Source organism: Virgibacillus sp. SK37 (assembly GCF_000725285.1).
GTDB lineage: Bacteria > Bacillota > Bacilli > Bacillales > Amphibacillaceae > Virgibacillus_Q.
Window position 1 is genome coordinate 993341 of record NZ_CP007161.1, and the last position, 18429, is coordinate 1011769.

Below are 18429 nucleotides of genomic sequence, written 5' to 3' on the forward strand. Positions count from 1 at the left end.
TTTTTACCAAATAATTATAAAATTCGTTATTTTAGTATCTTTTTTTCTTCGGTTTTGGTAAATTAGTATGGAAGCCGCTTTCTTTTCGTTTTAAACGAAAGGATGAATAATATGTTAAATGATTTATATACCCCATTACCTGAAATCACTCCAATGACATTAGCGCTAATTGCGTCGCGGGATAGGAAAGAAAACCGTACTACCCAAGTGGTTGAGGAAGATACGGAATATCTTGTACAAGCACATACAAGCAGACTTATAGACCAGTCTTGCAAGTACTTTGGAAGCAGTCTTAAAGGTCGCCAGGAAGGGACACGGGAGATTTGCGGAATTACCTACAAGGCCCCAATCACAATTAATCCCTCGAGCGGGATGTATTTCTTTCCAACTAATTCCCCCTCAAATTCAAATTGTTGCTGGATTGCCCATTCCCATATCGATCAGGTAAACCAAGTCCAAACCTCCGGTACAGAAATTATCTTCAAAAATGGTAAAAAGATCTTTATTAATACCTCCTATGGAATTATCCTTAATCAGATTCAACGGACTGCTCAATACCGGTACTTACTGGATAAGCGGCTGCAGTTTTTGCAGAGACATCATGCAGATCGTGTTGCTGAATCGCCTTTTCCATAAGCTCCTGTAAAATGACCTCAACTTTTTTTCGTATAGCAGGATTAAAGTAATTTCGCTTTTCTTCCTTTCCTCTGCAAACAAATAAAAACGATGAAAAGGAATCATTTTTAGTAAGGGTAAAAACTTTTAGTTGTTTTTTCTGCATTATTTTTCTCAGTTCCTTCCGTTCGCTCATACCAGCCGTTTCCATCTTCTCCAACGGTTTTAGGTACAATTCTTTAATTTTAAAAGGGCCTTTTTTAAAAAGTTGAATATCCTTTTGGATAACTACGAGGGCCATTGAAAGAAAAAGGAAACGAGAACCAATTTGCAACTCTTCATCACTAAGGTAACGCATAAACACTCCTCCAATTATAGAACGTTTGTTCCTATTACTTTAGTATATGCCATAAAGCACATAAAATACAATATAAATTTCTGGAAATGAAAAGAAAGTGGCGAGATTTTACTTTTCAGAAAGAAGGGTTTACATTAAACTAAAACTAGTTAGACTATGAGTAAAGAAGGGAATTAAACAAGTAATAGATTTTACATACAGAGGGGATTCAGGCACATGTATTTATTGGATATCCAGCTATCTAATTGGCGAATGATGTTGGAAAACGATCAATTAGATGAGTATATTATGCAGCTTTTAAATAATTATGAAAATCTGGGTCCCATCCCAGGTATTTTATTACCTTTTATTGAAGCGTTTCTCCCTTTTTTGCCTTTAGTAGTCTTCGTTTTTGCAAATGCGGCAGCCTACGGATTGCTGGAAGGCTTTCTTCTTTCTTGGGCAGGGTCAAGTCTTGGTGCCATTCTTGTCTTCTTTATCATCCGCCGACTTGGGGACAAGAAGGTGTTCAGGTCAATACGAAAGAATAGACAGGTACAGAAGGTTACCGCATGGCTTGAAAGACATGGGTTTGGTCCACTGTTTTTATTAATGTGTTTTCCTTTCTCTCCCTCAGCCGTGATCAATGTGGTAGCAGGGCTCTCTAAAATAAGTATGCAGCAGTTTATTCTCGCTGTAATATTGGGAAAGTCGGTAATGATATTTTCCTTGGCATATATTGGTTCAAGTATTTTAGAATTTGCGAAAAACCCAATGAAAACTATAATCGTTGGAATAGGTATTGTATTGTTCTGGGGAATAGGTAAGTTAATTGAGAAACATTTAGAGAAGAAAGCCCAATTGAAAGGGAGAAACGGTTAAACTTCATTAAACCAGGGTATTATAGTGATAGATAATAATCCTGGAGTGATTAAGATGAGGAAATTGAATTACCGTAAGTTTATCCCGGTAGTGATATTTGCAATAGCCATTGCAATAATATTCCGCACGGTGTTGTTCGCAAGTTATGTTGTGGATGGAGAGTCAATGGAGCCAACACTTTATGACGGAAATCTGTTAATGGTAAATAAAGTAGTATATAACCTGGAAAATGTAGATCGGTTTGACGTCATTGTGTTCCACGCCAATCAACAGGATGATTATGTGAAACGCGTAATCGGATTGCCAGGTGATAAGATTGAGTATAAAGAGGATAAATTATATATTAATGGCAAATATATAGAAGAAAAATTTTTAGAGCCATACAGGAATGTGAACGAAACGTTTACGGAAGACTTTACTTTGGAAGAGGTAACTGGAAAAGAAGAAGTACCTGAGGGTAAGTTATTTGTCATGGGAGATAACCGGGAAGACAGTCTTGACAGTAGATCGTTTGGATTTATATCCCAAAAGCAATTAGTAGGAAAAGTAGATGTGAAGTACTGGCCCCTCACGGAAGCAAGCTTAACTTTTGGTAAATAAAGGTCACTTACGCTTTTGTTCTCGAAAGCTTTCATCTTTGGTAAAATAAAGGATGAAAGCTTTTTTGTGATTTTAATATATATGCTATTGATTAATGTATGGGATAACCTATGTACCTAACATTTGCAATGTAATTTTTTTGTTTCGCTTTTTGTTTGAAGGTTTTAGTTAATAAAAGTTTGTTTAACGTGCAGCTTATTGAAAATCGTACCGATACAAGTTCAATTTATATAGAATATTTGCTACTGAATATATTTAAATAAGTGAGAGAATGGAGGAAGTGTTTATGGGACTCCGGTTTTTATTGGGGCGTGCCGGGACAGGAAAAAGCGGCAGAACAATGGATGAGATTAAAGAAAAATTGTTGGAAAACCCAAATGGAACACCTATTTTCTATATTGTTCCAGATCAAATGACATTTCAGCAGGAATACGCTCTTTTCCATGATAAGGATATTGTAGGGAGTATTCGCGCCCAAGTAGTAAGCTTCTCCAGATTGGCATGGAGAATTCTTCAAGAAACTGGTGGAGGAACGAAGCAGTTTATAAGCTCTGTTGGTGTGCAAATGATGCTACGTAAAATTATTGAGGAAAAAACGGAAGACTGGCGTGTTTTTCAAAAGGCGATGGAAAAACAGGGCTTTCTTAGTCAACTGGAAAAAATGATAACGGAATTTAAACGATACAACATCAGTCCGGAAGTACTACAAAGTCAAATGATAGAAATGGAGGGGTATGTCCACAAAGAATCAGGAGAGGAAGCATTAATTAATAAGCTTGATGATCTAGGATATATTTATGAAAAATTAATGGTTGCCTTACAAGATAAATACATTGATAGTGAAGACCAATTACAGTTATTAGCAGATAAAATAGGCCAATCAAGCGTACTGCAGGACGCCGAAATTTATTTGGATGGCTTTCATCGCTTTACTCCAAACGAGCTGGTAGTAGTAGAAGCGTTATTAAAAAAATGCAAATCTGTCACCATTGCTCTTACAGTAGATGGGTTAGAAACAGAGGCTTCAGAGCTGGATTTATTTTATCAAACGGTGGAAACGTATCATCAAATACAACAGATTGCTATAGAGAATCAGATCCCACTGGAAGAAACAGTACAGTTAGACCCGGCTTATGGTAGATTCAGTAATCGTCCTTACTTTGCCCATTTAGAGCAATATTTTGATGTAAGACCTGCTCCTCAATTTGATGGTGAAACACCAATTCGCATTGCGGAAGCCGTCCATCCTCGTGCAGAGGTAGAAGGTGTAGCACAGGAGATCATCCGTCTTGTTCGAGAAGAGAATTACCGTTTTCGTGATCTCGCTGTTTTTATTAGGCAAACAGATACATACCATGATCTGATTGCAACGATATTTGAAGACTACGATATACCTGTGTTTATAGACGAAAAACGAACGATGCTTAATCATTCCTTAATCGAGTTTATCCGGTCCGTACTGGATATTGTGGAAGGAAATTGGCGATATGATGCTATCTTCCGTGTGTTAAAAACAGGGTTTATTCCAATGACCGATAAGGAATATCCGTTAACTGCTGACGCAATTGACGAGTTGGAAAATTATGTTCTCGAGTATGGAATTCGCTCCAGAAATCGGTGGCTAAGTGAGGATGAGTGGGTATTTCAGCGTTTCCGAGGCTTTGATCAAGCGACACAAACAGATACAGAAAAGGAGATTCAAAAAAGAATCAATAGGTATCGTAAACAAGTAGTAAGGGCATTGGCTCCTTTTGACGAAGATATGCGGAAAGTCAGTACGGTTCGGGAGCTATGTGAACGTACATACTTACTTCTGGAGGAGCTAGGTGTGCCAAATTGTCTGGAGCAAATGCGTGAATTATTTGATGAGCAAGGTGAGATAGAAAAAGGAAGAGAGCAAGAACAGGTGTGGAACGCGGTTATCCAACTATTTGATGAAATGGTGGAAATGGCTGGAGAGGAAACCATGACACTGACAACATTTCGTGCAACATTGGATGCTGGGTTTGAAACATTAAAATTTGCTCACGTTCCCCCAAGCATGGATCATGTCATTGTTGGTACGATTGATCGCTCCCGTATAAGCGGAATCAAGTGCTCCTTCCTTCTTGGTGTTAATGAAGGTGTTTGGCCTATGAAACCATCGGGGGATGGAATGATTAATGAACAGGAAAGAGAGTTATTGGCTGGTCATGGACTACGTTTAGCTGAAACCAGTAAACGCCAATTGTTGGATGATTGGTTCTATATGTATATTGCATTTACTTCTGCAAAGGACAAGCTTTGGGTAAGTTATCCGCTAAGTGATGAAGAAGGAAAGTCTAAGATGCCCTCGCAACTGATTAAGCGGGTGGAGGATCTTTTCCCAGTTTGCTGTGAACATCTATTATTGCAGGATCCGGATGAATTAGTTGAGGCTGATCGGTTTATAACCACTCCCACGAAAACCAGATCAGCATTGACCGCTCAGTTAGCTCGTAATAGAAAAGGTTACCCAGTAAAGCCAATATGGTGGCATGTATTAAATTGGTATATTACCCATCATGAACGCTATAGTACAACCTATAATGTATTGCAAAGCTTATTTTATGAGAATAAACCAATCAACCTGGATACGGTGACAGTAGAGAAATTATATCCAAAGCAAGTAAAGGCAAGTGTATCCAGATTGGAAACCTACTATCGTTGTTCTTATCAGCATTTTGCTAAATATAGTTTGGGATTGGATGAAAGAAAAACGTATAAGCTGGATGCGCCGGATATTGGTCAACTGTTTCATGAAGCATTGAAAACAATAACAGAATGGGTGCAACAGGAAGGAAGAAACTTTGCCCAGCTAACAAAAAACGATACGGATGGCTATGCCCGTAAAGCTGTAACAAATTTGGCACCAATATTACAGCATCAGATTTTGCATAGCTCCAACAGATACAAGTATATTCAGCAAAAATTGCAGGAAGTCATTGCTAGAGCTGCCTATATTCTTAGTGAGCAAGCAAGACAGAGTAATTTCTCACCTGTTGGACTGGAACTTGGCTTTGGTACTAATCAAACACTTCCTCCGTTAACTCTGCCGCTTCCAAATGGGTATGAATTAATGCTTAGAGGGCGGATTGACCGTATTGATCAGGCGTTAAATAATGAGTCTTTATTCTTAAGAATTATAGATTATAAATCAAGCTCCAAGGGTTTGAATTTACTCGAAGTTTATTATGGACTAGCCTTACAGATGCTAACATATCTGGATGTGGTATTGACACATTCTGAGACATGGCTTGGAGTAAAGGCTACTCCAGCTGGTGTACTCTATTTCCATGTTCATAATCCGATGATTTCCGGTGATCAAAAATTACCTGAAGATAAAATAGAAGAAGAGATTTTTAAGAAGTATAAAATGCAAGGCCTTTTATTGTCAGATGAAGATATTGTTAAGATGATGGATACCAGTCTGGATTCGGGCACGAGCACAATTATTCCAGCTGGTGTGAAAAAGAATGGAGGATTTTATAGTTCCTCTAAAATAGCCGATGAAGATACATTTACTAGTCTGCAGTCACATATTCATCAACTGATGATGCAGGCAGGGATTGATATGACAGAAGGTGGCGTTCACTTAAATCCATATCAACACAAGCAGCAAATAGCATGTACCTACTGTCCATTCCATGCTGTATGTCAGTTTGATCCAATGCTTGAGGATAATAACTACCGGAAACTGACGGAAATGAAAGAAGAAACAATCCTGGAAAAGATTCGCGGAGAGGGAGAGGTGAAATAAGTGGTAAATTGGACAAAAGAACAAGAGGATGCGATTTACACAGCTGGTAAGGACGTACTTGTAGCAGCAGCTGCTGGATCTGGTAAAACAGCTGTCTTAGTTGAGAGGATTATCCAGAAACTATTAAACAAGGAAAAACCTGTCGATATTGATAGTTTACTTGTTGTTACATTTACAAATGCAGCCGCTCAAGAAATGCGGAACCGTGTTGGTGAAGCCCTTGAAAAAGCGCTGGCAGAGGATCCATCCTCTAGTCATCTGAAGAAGCAACTCTCTCTATTACAGCGTGCTTCGATTTCTACTCTACACTCTTTTTGTCTGGATGTTGTGAAGCAATATGCCTATTTGCTTGATATAGATCCAGGGTTTCGAATAGCTAATGACATGGAAGCAGATTTGATCAAACAAGAAGTAATGGAAGATTTGTTTGAGGAATGGTATGGAGCAGAAGGAGAAGAGCAGGAAGGCTTTTTCCAGGTTGTTGACCGGTTCTCCAGTGATCGAAGTGATGTAGAGGTAGAGGAGTTAATACTAGATCTTTATACATTTGCCGTCCAAAATCCATGGCCTGACCAATGGCTTGATGAATTAGCGTATACCTATCATGTGCCGGAAAATTGGCAGGAGTCTGATTTGGAATGGTTATCGATTATCAAACGAGAAGTAAAGGATCAACTTACAGCAATCCAGCAGGAAATGGAGCTTGCCCTGGATATTACAAGGGAAAATGATGGTCCTTACCAGTATGCGGATACGATTGAAAAAGATCTGGTCAATGTTCAAGAGGCCTTTGCCCATTTGGATACATGGGATGCTTTGCAAACATTTATGTCTGCTAGTAAATTTGCTACTCTTTCCAGAAAAAAGGCTGATTGTGATGAAGATAAAAAAGAAAAGGTGAAGACACTACGTAATAGTTACAAAGATCGTTGGACAAAAATGCAAAAGAGCTGGTTCAGCAGAAAGCTACAAAACCATGTAGAAGATATGCGGGAGCTAGCGCCTGTAATTAAACAGCTGACTGAATTGGTGAAGGAATTTAAAAAACGTTTCACGGTCCAGAAACAGGAAAAGGCTATTGTAGACTTTTCGGATTTGGAACACTATTGTTTGCAATTATTATTAGATGAAACCTCAACGAGCGATCAGCCAATTCCATCTGATGTAGCCATTCATTTTAAAAAACAGTTTAGTGAACTACTGGTGGATGAATATCAGGACACGAACATGGTACAGGAAACGTTGCTTACGTTAATTAGCGATCAGAGTGGACCTGGGAACATGTTTATGGTGGGGGACGTAAAGCAAAGTATATACCGCTTTCGTCATGCGGAACCATCGTTGTTTATTGATAAGTATAAGCGGTTTGCGAAAGAAGAACATCCGGCACAACGTATAGACCTTGCCAGTAACTTTCGAAGCAGAGAGCATGTGTTAGTAGGAGCAAACTATATATTTAGACAAATTCTTGATGAGCAAGTCGGTGAAATTAATTATGATGAAAATGCGGAACTGATTTATGGGAATAAAATGTATGAAGAACTTCCTTATCCTACTCCCAATCCCGAGCTGCTGATTATTGACAGGGAAGGAGAAGAAGATAAGGAAGAAGGAAACGGTGAGGAAGATTACCGCGATCTGGAGAAAGCACAGCTTGAAGCGAGAGCGTATGCAAATAAAATAAAGGAATGGATTGGCAGCAAAGAGGCCGCTCCTCTGCAGGTTGTAGATAAAGCTACACAAACTCAACGAGACCTGCAATATCGGGATGTTGTTATTTTGATGCGTTCCATGACATGGGCACCAACGATTGTCGATGAATTAAAAAAACAAGGTATCCCTGTGTATGCGGAGTTATCCTCTGGTTATTTTGAAGCAATTGAAGTGAAAATTATGATCAGCTTCTTAAAAATTATAGATAACCCAAGACAGGATATCCCATTGGCCTCTGTGCTAAGGTCCCCCATTGTAGGATTAAATGAAGACGACCTTGCATCTATTCGATTGGCTGAGAAAAATGTAACTTTTTTTGAGGCTTTAAAAAAGTATAGTAAACAGGCGAAAGATGCTACAGCAAATAAAACTGCTAGATTACTTGAACAACTAGACCACTTTCGGAACGCATCAAGGCAAGGGGCTTTATCAGAGTTGATTTGGCAAATATACAGGGAAACCGGTTATTATGATTTTGTTGGTGGTATTCCAGGTGGTCGGCAACGTCAAGCTAATTTACGTGCATTATATGATCGCGCCCGTACATACGAAACGACCTCATTCCGAGGCTTGTTCCGTTTTCTGAGATTTATTGAACGAATGGAAGAACGTGGAGATGATCTAGGCTCCGCACGAGCATTAAGTGAGCAAGAAGATGTTGTACGAATTATGACGATCCATAAAAGTAAAGGCTTGGAGTTCCCAGTAGTTATTGTTGGAGCGATGGATAAGCAATTTAATATGATGGATTTAAATCAGAAATATTTACTTCATAAAGATCTCGGGTTTGCGACTAAGTATATTGATCCAATTAAGCGTATTACCTATCCTACCTTGTATTTTCACGCGTTAAGTAAGGAAAAGCGCCGTGAATTATTAGCTGAGGAAATGCGTGTGTTATATGTAGCTCTGACGCGTGCAAAGGAAAAGCTTGTGATGATTGGAAATGTAGCTTCCTTTGAAAAGAAACGGGAAAAATGGCAACGTATGGTTGACCACTCTGAATGGGTGTTGCCTGCACACTTCCGTATGGATGCGAAGACCTATCTTGACTGGGTAGGGCCTGCCCTCATAAGGCATCAAGAGAGCGATATTTTAAGGACAAGGGAGATTCATGATGCGGTATTGGAAGAAATAAGAGTAGATCCATCTAGATGGGATGTTACCATACTGCATGGAAGTCAACTGGCAAACTTAGAGGAGTCCATTGTAGAAAAGTCATTACACCTGAAAGAAAATATGACAGAATGGAAGCAGGTAGACGTCGCAGATGATGAATTGAAGGATATCGTAGAGATGCGTTTATCCTACCAATACCCCTATTCTAAAGCAACTGCTTCCAGAGCAAAGCAGACAGTTACGGAAATTAAGCGACAACGAGAAATAAAGGATGAATACAGTGCAGATCAATTGGTTACAGAATATAAAGCGCCAATTGTAAAGCGGCCCAATTTTATCCAGAAAGAAAAGAAAGTAACTGCAGCTGAGAAGGGTACTGCCATACACACGGTTATGCAGCATATTCCTCTTCAAAAATCGCTTTCCAGTGAAGAAATAGAGATATTCACCGAGGAGCTTGTGGAGAGAGAAATTCTCACAAGAGATGAAGCGAATATTATTGATTATCAGGCTATTGAGGAATTTTTCCATTCAGAAATTGCAAACTATATGATGGAAACTGGCCATTTGCATCGGGAGGTTCCCTTCAGCTTAGCTCTTCCCGCAAATGAGGTTTATGCTACATGGCAAGAAGACACAAAGGAAAAAGTGTTGATTCAAGGGGTTATCGATTGCCTGATCCCACATGCAGATGGCTGGATTATCCTCGACTATAAAACAGATGCATTAACGGATGCAGATACAGATGAGAAAAAGTTGAGGAAACGCTACGAAACCCAAATGCGTCTCTACAAAGAAGCAGTAGAGTCGATTTGGAAGCAACATGTAAAGAAAACATATCTTTATTTCTTTTCAAAGCAACTATTGGTGGATGTACCAATTGAAAAAGAATAACGAAAGTGAAAAGTCAGCTCCTTATTAATAGGAAGCTGGCTTTTTTAGTGACTCTATAATATATGGTGGAGTGCCCCAATAATTCGTAAATGGATAAACTTCGAACTAACTAAAAATATAGAGTCTGCGTAATCACCGCTACTGGGAAATATTCCGCTTTATCTGTATTGTTCACCAAATTGTCATGAAGCAAGTAAAGGGTGATTCGAATCACACGGTCATGTGATTTAGTTCACTTTGCCAGAACACGAACAAATTTAAAATAAAAGTAAGTTATAAATAAGGAGGAGATTTTCTATGGCAACTGGAAAAGTTAGCACTCCAGAGGAAAAAGTAGTTCACCATGATGACCAATCCTTAAAAGGAGCATTGTTCTCATCATTGGTATTTGTTGGAGGCGGCATTGTCTCATTTATTGTATTACTTTTCGTGATTTATATGATGAGAGTAGGAATATAGGGAGGGAAAAGCGATGAAAATGCATCGTGCGGAAGAGATTTGGCTAGTTATAAGTGTTGGGGTACTCATACTTTCGATGGTAATCACTGGTTATCAGGCATTTGCGATGGACATGGCCCCACCAAGTCATAAGGAAACAATTGACCCCCAAAAAGTAGATGAAACGGCACCATTTGATAATCCAGGGGTTTTCCAAACTGGAGAAGATAAATATGAAGTGGTCATGACCTTGCAAATCTTTAGTTTTAATCCAAATAAAATTGAAGTTCCTGCAGGCTCAGAAGTGACATTCACAATGACTTCAAAGGACGTTGTGCATGGTTTCCAAATTGCTGGGACAAACGTTAATGCAATGGTGATGCCTGGACATATTCAGAAAATAACTCAGACATTTGAGGAACCTGGAGAGTATTTAATTTTATGTAATGAATATTGTGGTGCTGGGCATCAAATGATGAGCACAACAATTACGGTGAAATAAAGAAAGGAGGAAAAGATCATGGCGTTAGCTTTAAAAGAAACATTTAGTGAAAAAACAAACAAAGCCTTAGGCGTTAATTCTGAAGATGCGAAGCTTACATTAACTTATCTGTCCCTTGCATTTATTATTTTATTTCTTGGAGGAACATTAGGCTTGCTTCAGGGTCTTAACCGTGCAGGACTATTGGAATTACCATCATGGCTTAACTATTATCAAGTGTTAACTGCTCACGGTATATTACTTGTGGTTGTATTTACTACACTGTTTATGGTTGGTTACTTCTACTCAGGAGTATCTCACACGTTGGGAGGACTATTACCAAAAGTAAGGAAAATTGCTTGGACAGCTTTAGGATCTATGCTTTTCGGTGTCGCATTAGTTGCTGCAACCGTATTTATGGGCGAAGCATCTGTTATGTATACATTCTATCCACCGATGCAAGCATCCCCATGGTTCTATATTGGTTTAGTCTTTGTTGTATTAGGTGTTTGGCTAGCTGCTTTTGGTGTATTCATCAGTGCTGCAAATTGGAAAAAGAAGAACCGTGGGCAGCATTTACCAATGTTTTCTTTCTTCGCAGTAGGTGGCTTCCTGCTTCTATTCCTAGGAAGTTTAGGAGTAACTGCAGAGGTACTTTTGCTAATCCCATGGGCTTTTGGCTGGACAGAAACTGTCAATGTCATGCTAAGCCGGACATTATTCTGGGCATTTGGTCACACAGCTGTAAACGTTTGGTATTTAGTAGCAGTTTCAGCATGGTATGTAGCTGTACCAAAGATTATTGGTGGAAGAACATTCAGTGACACACTTGCTCGTGTTGTTGTTATATTATCTGTAATATTAAACGTTCCTGGAGGCTTTCACCATCAAATTATTGACCCAGCAATCGGTGAAGGAATCAAATTCATGCATGTGTTTATGAGTCTATCCATATCCCTGCCTTCGTTACTAACCGCGTTTACGATGTTTGCTATATTCGAACGTGCAGGAAGAAAGAAAGGCGCTAAAGGGTTACTAGGATGGATTAAAAAGCTGCCTTGGGGCGACGTTCGCTTCCTTGCTCCAATGATTGCAATGATTACCTTTATTCCAGCAGGCGCTGGTGGAATTGCGCAAACAAATAACCAGCTAAATCAAGTTGTTCATAATTCTCTATGGATTGTCGGACATTTCCACTTAACTGTCGGAGTTACTGTAGCATTAACCTTCTTTGGAATCACTTATTGGTTAATCCCATATTTGTCTAAACGGGAGTTGACACCAAAATTAAATAAATTAGGTGTTATTCAAACCATAATGTGGACAGTTGGCATGTATTTAATGGCAGGTGCCATGCACTGGGTAGGATTGTTAGGTTCGCCAAGAAGGACTTCCTTCAGCACATATGGTGATCATGCTACTGCGCTTGGTTGGAATCCATATTTATTCTCATTGGCAATTGGCGGAACTTTGTTATTCTTAGCCGTGTTGCTTATGGTTTACATTGCTTTCCATTTAATGTTTAAAGCACCAAAGGGTAATACAGAATTTCCGATTGCAGAACCAGAAGACGGTGCTGCACCAACACCACAATGGACAGAACGCTGGGGATTATGGATTGTAGTAGCAATTGCTATTATTTCCATGGGTTATGTCATTCCTGTAGTTGACATGATTGTAAATGCACCTGCGGGGTCACCACCATTCCGTACGTGGTAAGACAACACATTTTATAAGTCGAAAGCTTTGAAGGGAATAGTTCTTGATTGCGCTACTCCCTTTCCATTCATATAAATGTAGGAAGTGATCGTTATGATCAAAAACAAACAAAATGTAATAGCGATTTTCCTTGTACTATTATTTGGCATTAGTTTATTTTACGTTGGGACGGATGGCTTTCAAGCCTATACAGCAGAAACAGCCAGAACAAATAAGCTGATGGAGGAAAAACCAAAATTACCAATAGTGACCTTGGAAGACAGTAATGAACGCACCTATTCTTTCTCAGAATTTGATGGGAAGTATGTTTTGATGACATTTATTTATACTTCCTGTACAGATGTATGTCTTCAACTGGAAGTAAATGCGGCAGAAGTCTATAATGCCATCCCAGAAAAATATATTGGAGAAGATATTGTGTTCTTAAGTATTAGTTTTGACCCAACAAGGGATACACCAGAACAGTTGGATAAATATAGAAGTTATTTTAAAAGTGATGGAGAAACATGGCGTATGGCTAGAATACCCAATCAAAAAGAGCTAGATACAGTGTTAAAAGAGCTTGGTGTCGTTGTAATCCCAGACGGCAACGGAAACTTTACACATAACTCTGCATTTTATCTTGCAGGTCCTGATGGGAAACTCCTTGAAGTTATGGATTATAAAAAAACAGAGGAAGCTGCTAAAAAAGTGACAAACATTCTGAAAAGCGATTTGGAGGGATAGGCTATGAAACAAGCAATCTACGGGTTGGTGTTATATGTTTTTTTAATGCTTCCACCAGTTGCTTCACTGGCAGAATCAATTATGACTGTCCACATGCATATGCAAATGCCTTTATTTGTTATCGCTGGCATGTTGATGGCTCCATACCTAAAGCAGCTGTTTCCCGGGTTCTTCTCCAAATGGAATCATAATGGTATCCCAGGAATTCTATTATTCTTTATTATTATGGTTTACTGGATGCTCCCAAGAGCGATGGACGAAGCATTGGCATATCAAACCGTAGAGGTTTTTAAATTTATTAGCTTACCGTTTTTGGCAGGTGTTCCACTACGGGACAGCTGGAATAAGCTCGGTAACATCGGCCAGAATGTTATTTTAGTAAGCTTCAGTATTATTTCCGGGTTAATGGCATGGCTTTATATTTTTTCTCCTACACAATTATGCAACTATTATCTAAAGGTAGAACAAATTACGTTAGGATGGGCATTTCTATTTCTGGGTTTAAGCATTACTATCTATTTCGTTCAGCAATTTTTTGTAGATCGATCACAATATGAATAAAGAAAAACAAATAGAGATAGCCTAGCTGTGGCTATCTCTATGCATTTGCAGTTACATTTTGATCATTTGCATCCGGATCAAATGGGTTTGTTGAACTAATTCCATTATTTGTACAAATGAAATCTCCCGTATTAAGAGCTCCAGATCCTGTATTTGTTTTTGAGGTGCTTTTTGGCGACAAGTAAAAAGAATCACCAAAATTCACTACACCTCCGCCAACACTATTTATTTTAATAGGTCCTACAATCGATGGCATAACAACACCCTCTAAATAGCTTGATAAAATAGGTTATGACAGAATTTATTTTTTGTGAGGGTTATCCTTTTAGTTTACGGAAATGTTTTATTCGGGATTCTGCCTGTATGTTTTTTATACTACCTGCCTGTATAATGGAAGAACTGCTTACACCAATAACAGAAATATGCTGAACTCGTATAGTAGGGTTATGCTGACTTGAATTCTGATTTACAGATACTTCATTCTCCATAAATTTTGCTTCGCGTTGAAAAATGGGGTAATCAGTGAACTTTTCCTCTTTTTGGGGAGTTAAATTTGCTGATTCCTTCTGAATAGCTATACCTCGAAATTTTTGATTTGTTTGCTGTGTGTCACCGATATTAAAAATGGAGCTGTTAGAAATTGAGTTAATATTCATTATGTCAATGATTGATGTTCGATTTTTCATGTCATTGCCTCCTTATTGGGAAAGCGGCACAATTGAGCCAATGGTGAAGGCTTCAGGCGGAGTGTCAAAAAAAGAAGAAAGATTTATTTCCTCATTATCTCCGATCAGAAAAACAGAGGAAGAAGACACGACCTCTATGTTGACATTCCCAACTTCCAGCCCCCAATTATGAACTTCAAAATTCATATTAATTTCTCCTTTCTATTCGTTTTTCATGTATTTGGTCAGTGATTGTTGTATTTCGTGTTTGATTTGATTGGAGATATAATGATACAGATGCTCATCAGATATATTTTGGTTTTCTTGAAGGGCCTTTTCTTCATAATAAGCAATTCTTTCAGGTAATTGCTTGGTTATATCCTGTATTAAAACTGTTTCATATTTATGGTCAATGGAACGGTTGTGTTGAGCCGCAAACTTGCGGATAAATTCAGCACCATTTTGTTGAAGGTAATGGCTTAATTCTGCATGCAATTTTTGATGTGGAGGGGGCACCTGAGATGGGGAAGAAGCCTGGTTCATTGGCAGCCCCAAATCTTCTATATTCGCTAGGTCATTTGGTGAAAGGCCGATATGCAATGTGCCATCAAGCCGTTCGATTTTTAATTGATCAAAATTATATTCGATTTTTTCAATTGTAGTGGAATTGGCTTGTTTGTTGGCCGCTTCCAAGTCATATAACCTTTTTTCTAAGTCCACAATCATTTGCTCTTGTTTTTTCATATATTGGTGCAATTCATTTAGATACGTATTCCAATCCCCATGCATAGAGATCCCCCTTCCATGAAATATGGGCATTCACCTATTGTAATGTATGCACATATCGATTTAATGTGCGAATACATCTAAGGTGCTAAAGGGACGATAGGCGCTATTTCACCTGTTGCTTCCGCTTCTTCCGCAGGCTTTGTGAACTCCCCTGTGTTGTAAATATCGGATTGAGCTTGGATACTACCGCTGCTGCCAATTTGCAAGACAGAAGAGTTGGTAATGGACCCAATTTTAATCATATAGATGTTAATGGATTGATGAACAGTAAAATGCATAGTAACCCTCCAAATCATCTCACTGGCTGATCAATTTTATCGGAATCATTTACATATGTCGTTGAATTTCCGAGGTTAATTCTGATTCCCGGTCCCGTGTTAAAAGAACCACCACCAGCAAATGTTTTGGCGGAGCTCTCCGGACTCATGTTATATACATCCCCAATATTAAATATGCTTGATGAGGCTACTGTAATTACTTTTACTGCCCCTACTTTTGCCGGCATGAAAAACTCCTCCCTCTTCCTATTTTATGCGAATGACCTGCTTTTGTTATGAAAATGAGGAATAAAATGCAGGAGGAAACCAGGACAATAGAGAATTACATAAGTAGATAAATAGAAAGGAATTTTGCTATGGGAATTAATCCTTCCCCAATAAAGGGAAGTAATCGTTTAGTATGGATTGACGCAGCAAGAGGGTTCGCTGTATTTGGCATTTTCATTGTTAATATTGGTGCATTCGGTGCCCCTTATTTTTTATATGGAGGGGAAGGAGAAGAATGGAATTCCGACATGAGTCAAGCTGTACTGGTGTTCATTGATATCTTTTTTCAAGCCAGTTTTTATACGCTGTTCTCTATGTTGTTTGGTTTTGGTTTCCAGCTTATGAAAGATCGTTTAACCATGAAAAAAGTGGAGGTTCGTTCCTTTTTATTTCGAAGAATGTCTATTCTATTTTTATTTGGTTGCATCCATGCATTTTTTATTTGGCATGGAGATATTTTATTAAGCTACAGTCTGACAGGGTTTGTTTTATTGCTATTTCTGCATGTGAAGAGAAAAACTCTATTGATATGGGGGTTAACGCTCCTAATGGTGGGGACTGTTTTAATAACACTTTCTTTGTGGAGTATGAGAGATTATTTAGGATGGATCGATGCCTCATCAATTGACCAGGCGATTACTAATTATCAGAGTAACGATTATGGTATTATATTGGGTCAAAACTATCAGGATTGGATGTATTCAAACGGAGGAATTGGTATTATCTTTTCTTTACTGTTTGTATTTTTACCATTATTTTTGATTGGAATGTATGGAGCGAAAACAGCTGTATTTCATCAACCAGAAAAATATAGGGGCATTCTACTACGTGTGTGGTGGATTTCTTTATTTGTCTTTTTAGGTTTGAAGCTTGGTCCATATTTATTTGGCAATCCTTTGTGGTTTTCCTATGCGCAAGATAATATCGGCGGGGCGGCTTCTGCGGTTTTCTATGTGTCAACCATTACATTGCTGGCAGGTTACTCCACAGGCTCAAGGTTGATTCAACCATTTGTATATGTCGGAAGAATGGCTTTAACCAACTATATCTTACAATCAATAGTTAGCTTTATTTTGTTTTACGGAATTGGCTTTGGACTTTACGGTAAGACAGTTCCGATTCTCCATATAGGAATGGTACTTTGTCTGTTCACATTGCAAATATTGGGGAGTAAATGGTGGCTAACCAAGTATAATTTTGGTCCTTTGGAATGGGTTTGGCGCAGTCTTACATACAAAAAAAGCCAACCCCTACGCCGGAGTCAGCAGCAAAGATAAAAAAATTATTTTAAGAATAAACCAAGACGGGCTCGGGTTTCATCTTGGTTTATTCTTATTCTTTTTATTGACTCATGACTTCTTTTATTTGATCGATTGCCCAATTTAAATCGTCTTTGCTTATGATTAAAGGTGGAGCAAATCGGATGACATTCTCATGTGTCTCTTTACATAATAATCCTTTTTCTTTCAATGCTTCACAATAGGAGCGAGCAGGCTTTGTGAGTTCCATTCCAATAAATAAGCCTTTTCCACGAACCTCTTTAATAACAGGGTTTTTCAACTTTTTCAGTTCACCCATCATATGATTACCTAACTCTAGGGATTTTTCTGCTAATTTTTCTTCCTCTAATACATCAAGTGAAGCAATTGACACAGCACATGCTAATGGATTTCCACCAAATGTAGAGCCATGGGATCCCGGGTTGAATACACCAAGAATATCTTTATTGGCTACAATACATGATATTGGAAATACACCTCCACCTAATGCTTTCCCTAGAATTAAAATATCTGGTGTCACATTTTCCCAATCACAGGCAAACATCTTTCCGGTACGGGCAAGTCCTGCTTGGATTTCATCTGCGATATATAGCACATTGTTTTCTTTACATACATCGTAGGCTTCCTTCAAGAATCCTTCAGGTGGCATAACGATTCCTGCTTCACCTTGAATAGGTTCGAATAGAAATCCGGCAGTATTTTCATTTATCGCTTCTTTCAATGCTTCAATATCACCATATGGAATGATTTTTATTCCTGGGAGCATTGGTCCAAATCCACGTTTGTATTCTGCTTCTGAAGAAAGGGAGACGGCGGTCATCGTTCTTCCGTGAAAATTACCTTCACAAGCTATAATCTCGGCTTTATTTTCTTCTACACCTTTAACATCATAAGCCCAACGCCTTGCTGCTTTTACAGCTGTTTCCACAGCTTCCGCACCTGTGTTCATCGGCAAAGCATTTTCTTTATTTGTTATTTTACAAATCTTTTCATACCATGGACCTAGCTGATCATTATGAAATGCACGGGAAGTTAGAGTAACAGCATCGGCTTGTTTTTTTAAAGCATCAATAATTCTAGGATGTCGGTGTCCTTGGTTCACAGCAGAATATGCACTCAGCATATCCATATAGCGGTTTCCTTCAGGGTCTTCTACCCATACCCCTTCGGCTTTAGCAGCTACTACAGGAAGTGGGTGATAGTTTTTCGCTCCATATTCCTGTGTTTGGTCAATAATTTCCTGGCTATCTCTTACCATACTATCCCTCCGTTAGAAAAATAAGGCTC

The 18429-nt window shown here is 38.7% G+C and carries 19 protein-coding genes; 11 read left to right on the top strand and 8 right to left on the bottom strand.

Annotation, left to right across the window (positions count from 1 at the left end; genetic code table 11):
• Nucleotides 1-153 precede the first annotated feature (153 nt).
• The gene (locus tag X953_RS19395; protein WP_232217816.1) at nucleotides 154-636 is read left to right on the top strand and encodes a competence protein ComK; all 483 of its coding nucleotides are present in this window, start codon (nucleotides 154-156) and stop codon (nucleotides 634-636) included.
• Here X953_RS19395 and X953_RS04965 read toward each other — a convergent pair.
• The gene (locus X953_RS04965) at nucleotides 530-973 is read right to left on the bottom strand and encodes a hypothetical protein (RefSeq protein WP_040954616.1); all 444 of its coding nucleotides are present in this window, start codon (nucleotides 971-973) and stop codon (nucleotides 530-532) included. The two genes, X953_RS19395 and X953_RS04965, sit on opposite strands and share 107 nt — an antisense overlap.
• A gap of 216 nt (nucleotides 974-1189) precedes the next feature.
• On the opposite strand from X953_RS04965, the gene X953_RS04970 reads away from it, so the two are divergent.
• The 9 genes from X953_RS04970 to X953_RS05005 all read left to right on the top strand — a co-directional run bounded on the left by X953_RS04970 (nucleotide 1190) and on the right by X953_RS05005 (nucleotide 13863).
• Nucleotides 1190-1834, top strand: a complete 645-nt coding sequence (locus X953_RS04970) for a TVP38/TMEM64 family protein (RefSeq protein WP_040954617.1) — start codon at nucleotides 1190-1192, stop codon at nucleotides 1832-1834.
• A 54-nt stretch (nucleotides 1835-1888) separates the two neighbouring features.
• Entirely contained in the window at nucleotides 1889-2434 is a 546-nt protein-coding gene (gene lepB / locus X953_RS04975) for a signal peptidase I (RefSeq protein WP_040954618.1), read from the top strand.
• A 286-nt stretch (nucleotides 2435-2720) separates the two neighbouring features.
• The gene (gene addB / locus X953_RS04980) at nucleotides 2721-6212 is read left to right on the top strand and encodes a helicase-exonuclease AddAB subunit AddB (protein ID WP_040954619.1); all 3492 of its coding nucleotides are present in this window, start codon (nucleotides 2721-2723) and stop codon (nucleotides 6210-6212) included.
• Complete coding sequence (gene addA / locus X953_RS04985) at nucleotides 6213-9938, top strand: helicase-exonuclease AddAB subunit AddA (protein ID WP_040954620.1); 3726 nt, start codon at nucleotides 6213-6215, stop codon at nucleotides 9936-9938.
• Nucleotides 9939-10235: 297 nt separating this feature from the next.
• Nucleotides 10236-10397, top strand: a complete 162-nt coding sequence (locus X953_RS19725; RefSeq protein WP_156958445.1) for a hypothetical protein — start codon at nucleotides 10236-10238, stop codon at nucleotides 10395-10397.
• A gap of 13 nt (nucleotides 10398-10410) precedes the next feature.
• Nucleotides 10411-10878 (top strand): cytochrome c oxidase subunit II, encoded by a 468-nt coding sequence (locus tag X953_RS04990; protein WP_040954621.1) that lies wholly within the window; start codon nucleotides 10411-10413, stop codon nucleotides 10876-10878.
• Nucleotides 10879-10896: 18 nt separating this feature from the next.
• Nucleotides 10897-12576, top strand: a complete 1680-nt coding sequence (locus tag X953_RS04995; RefSeq protein WP_040954622.1) for a cbb3-type cytochrome c oxidase subunit I — start codon at nucleotides 10897-10899, stop codon at nucleotides 12574-12576.
• Nucleotides 12577-12669: 93 nt separating this feature from the next.
• Complete coding sequence (locus X953_RS05000) at nucleotides 12670-13302, top strand: SCO family protein (RefSeq protein WP_052350040.1); 633 nt, start codon at nucleotides 12670-12672, stop codon at nucleotides 13300-13302.
• A 3-nt stretch (nucleotides 13303-13305) separates the two neighbouring features.
• The gene (locus X953_RS05005; protein WP_040954623.1) at nucleotides 13306-13863 is read left to right on the top strand and encodes a hypothetical protein; all 558 of its coding nucleotides are present in this window, start codon (nucleotides 13306-13308) and stop codon (nucleotides 13861-13863) included.
• A 37-nt stretch (nucleotides 13864-13900) separates the two neighbouring features.
• Here X953_RS05005 and X953_RS05010 read toward each other — a convergent pair whose 3' ends face one another.
• The 6 genes from X953_RS05010 to X953_RS05035 form a co-directional block, all read right to left on the bottom strand.
• Entirely contained in the window at nucleotides 13901-14119 is a 219-nt protein-coding gene (locus X953_RS05010; protein WP_019376209.1) for a spore germination protein, read from the bottom strand.
• Between the two features lie 61 nt (nucleotides 14120-14180).
• Nucleotides 14181-14549 (bottom strand): spore germination protein GerPE, encoded by a 369-nt coding sequence (locus X953_RS05015; RefSeq protein ID WP_040954624.1) that lies wholly within the window; start codon nucleotides 14547-14549, stop codon nucleotides 14181-14183.
• A 12-nt stretch (nucleotides 14550-14561) separates the two neighbouring features.
• On the bottom strand, nucleotides 14562-14735 hold the full coding sequence (locus X953_RS05020) for a spore gernimation protein GerPD (RefSeq protein ID WP_040954625.1): 174 nt from the start codon (nucleotides 14733-14735) through the stop codon (nucleotides 14562-14564).
• Nucleotides 14736-14750: 15 nt separating this feature from the next.
• Nucleotides 14751-15317 carry a spore germination protein GerPC gene (gerPC, locus tag X953_RS05025; protein WP_040954626.1) on the bottom strand — a complete coding sequence of 189 codons (567 nt, stop codon included), beginning with the start codon at nucleotides 15315-15317 and terminating at the stop codon, nucleotides 14751-14753.
• 77 nt (nucleotides 15318-15394) lie between these two features.
• Nucleotides 15395-15595 carry a spore germination protein GerPB gene (locus X953_RS05030; protein ID WP_040954627.1) on the bottom strand — a complete coding sequence of 67 codons (201 nt, stop codon included), beginning with the start codon at nucleotides 15593-15595 and terminating at the stop codon, nucleotides 15395-15397.
• 14 nt (nucleotides 15596-15609) lie between these two features.
• Nucleotides 15610-15822, bottom strand: a complete 213-nt coding sequence (locus X953_RS05035) for a spore germination protein (protein WP_040954628.1) — start codon at nucleotides 15820-15822, stop codon at nucleotides 15610-15612.
• Nucleotides 15823-15951: 129 nt separating this feature from the next.
• On the opposite strand from X953_RS05035, the gene X953_RS05040 reads away from it, so the two are divergent.
• Nucleotides 15952-17139 carry a DUF418 domain-containing protein gene (locus X953_RS05040; protein WP_198023313.1) on the top strand — a complete coding sequence of 396 codons (1188 nt, stop codon included), beginning with the start codon at nucleotides 15952-15954 and terminating at the stop codon, nucleotides 17137-17139.
• Between the two features lie 64 nt (nucleotides 17140-17203).
• On the opposite strand, the gene X953_RS05045 is transcribed toward X953_RS05040, so the two are convergent.
• Nucleotides 17204-18400 (bottom strand): ornithine--oxo-acid transaminase, encoded by a 1197-nt coding sequence (locus tag X953_RS05045; protein ID WP_040954629.1) that lies wholly within the window; start codon nucleotides 18398-18400, stop codon nucleotides 17204-17206.
• Nucleotides 18401-18429 lie beyond the last annotated feature (29 nt).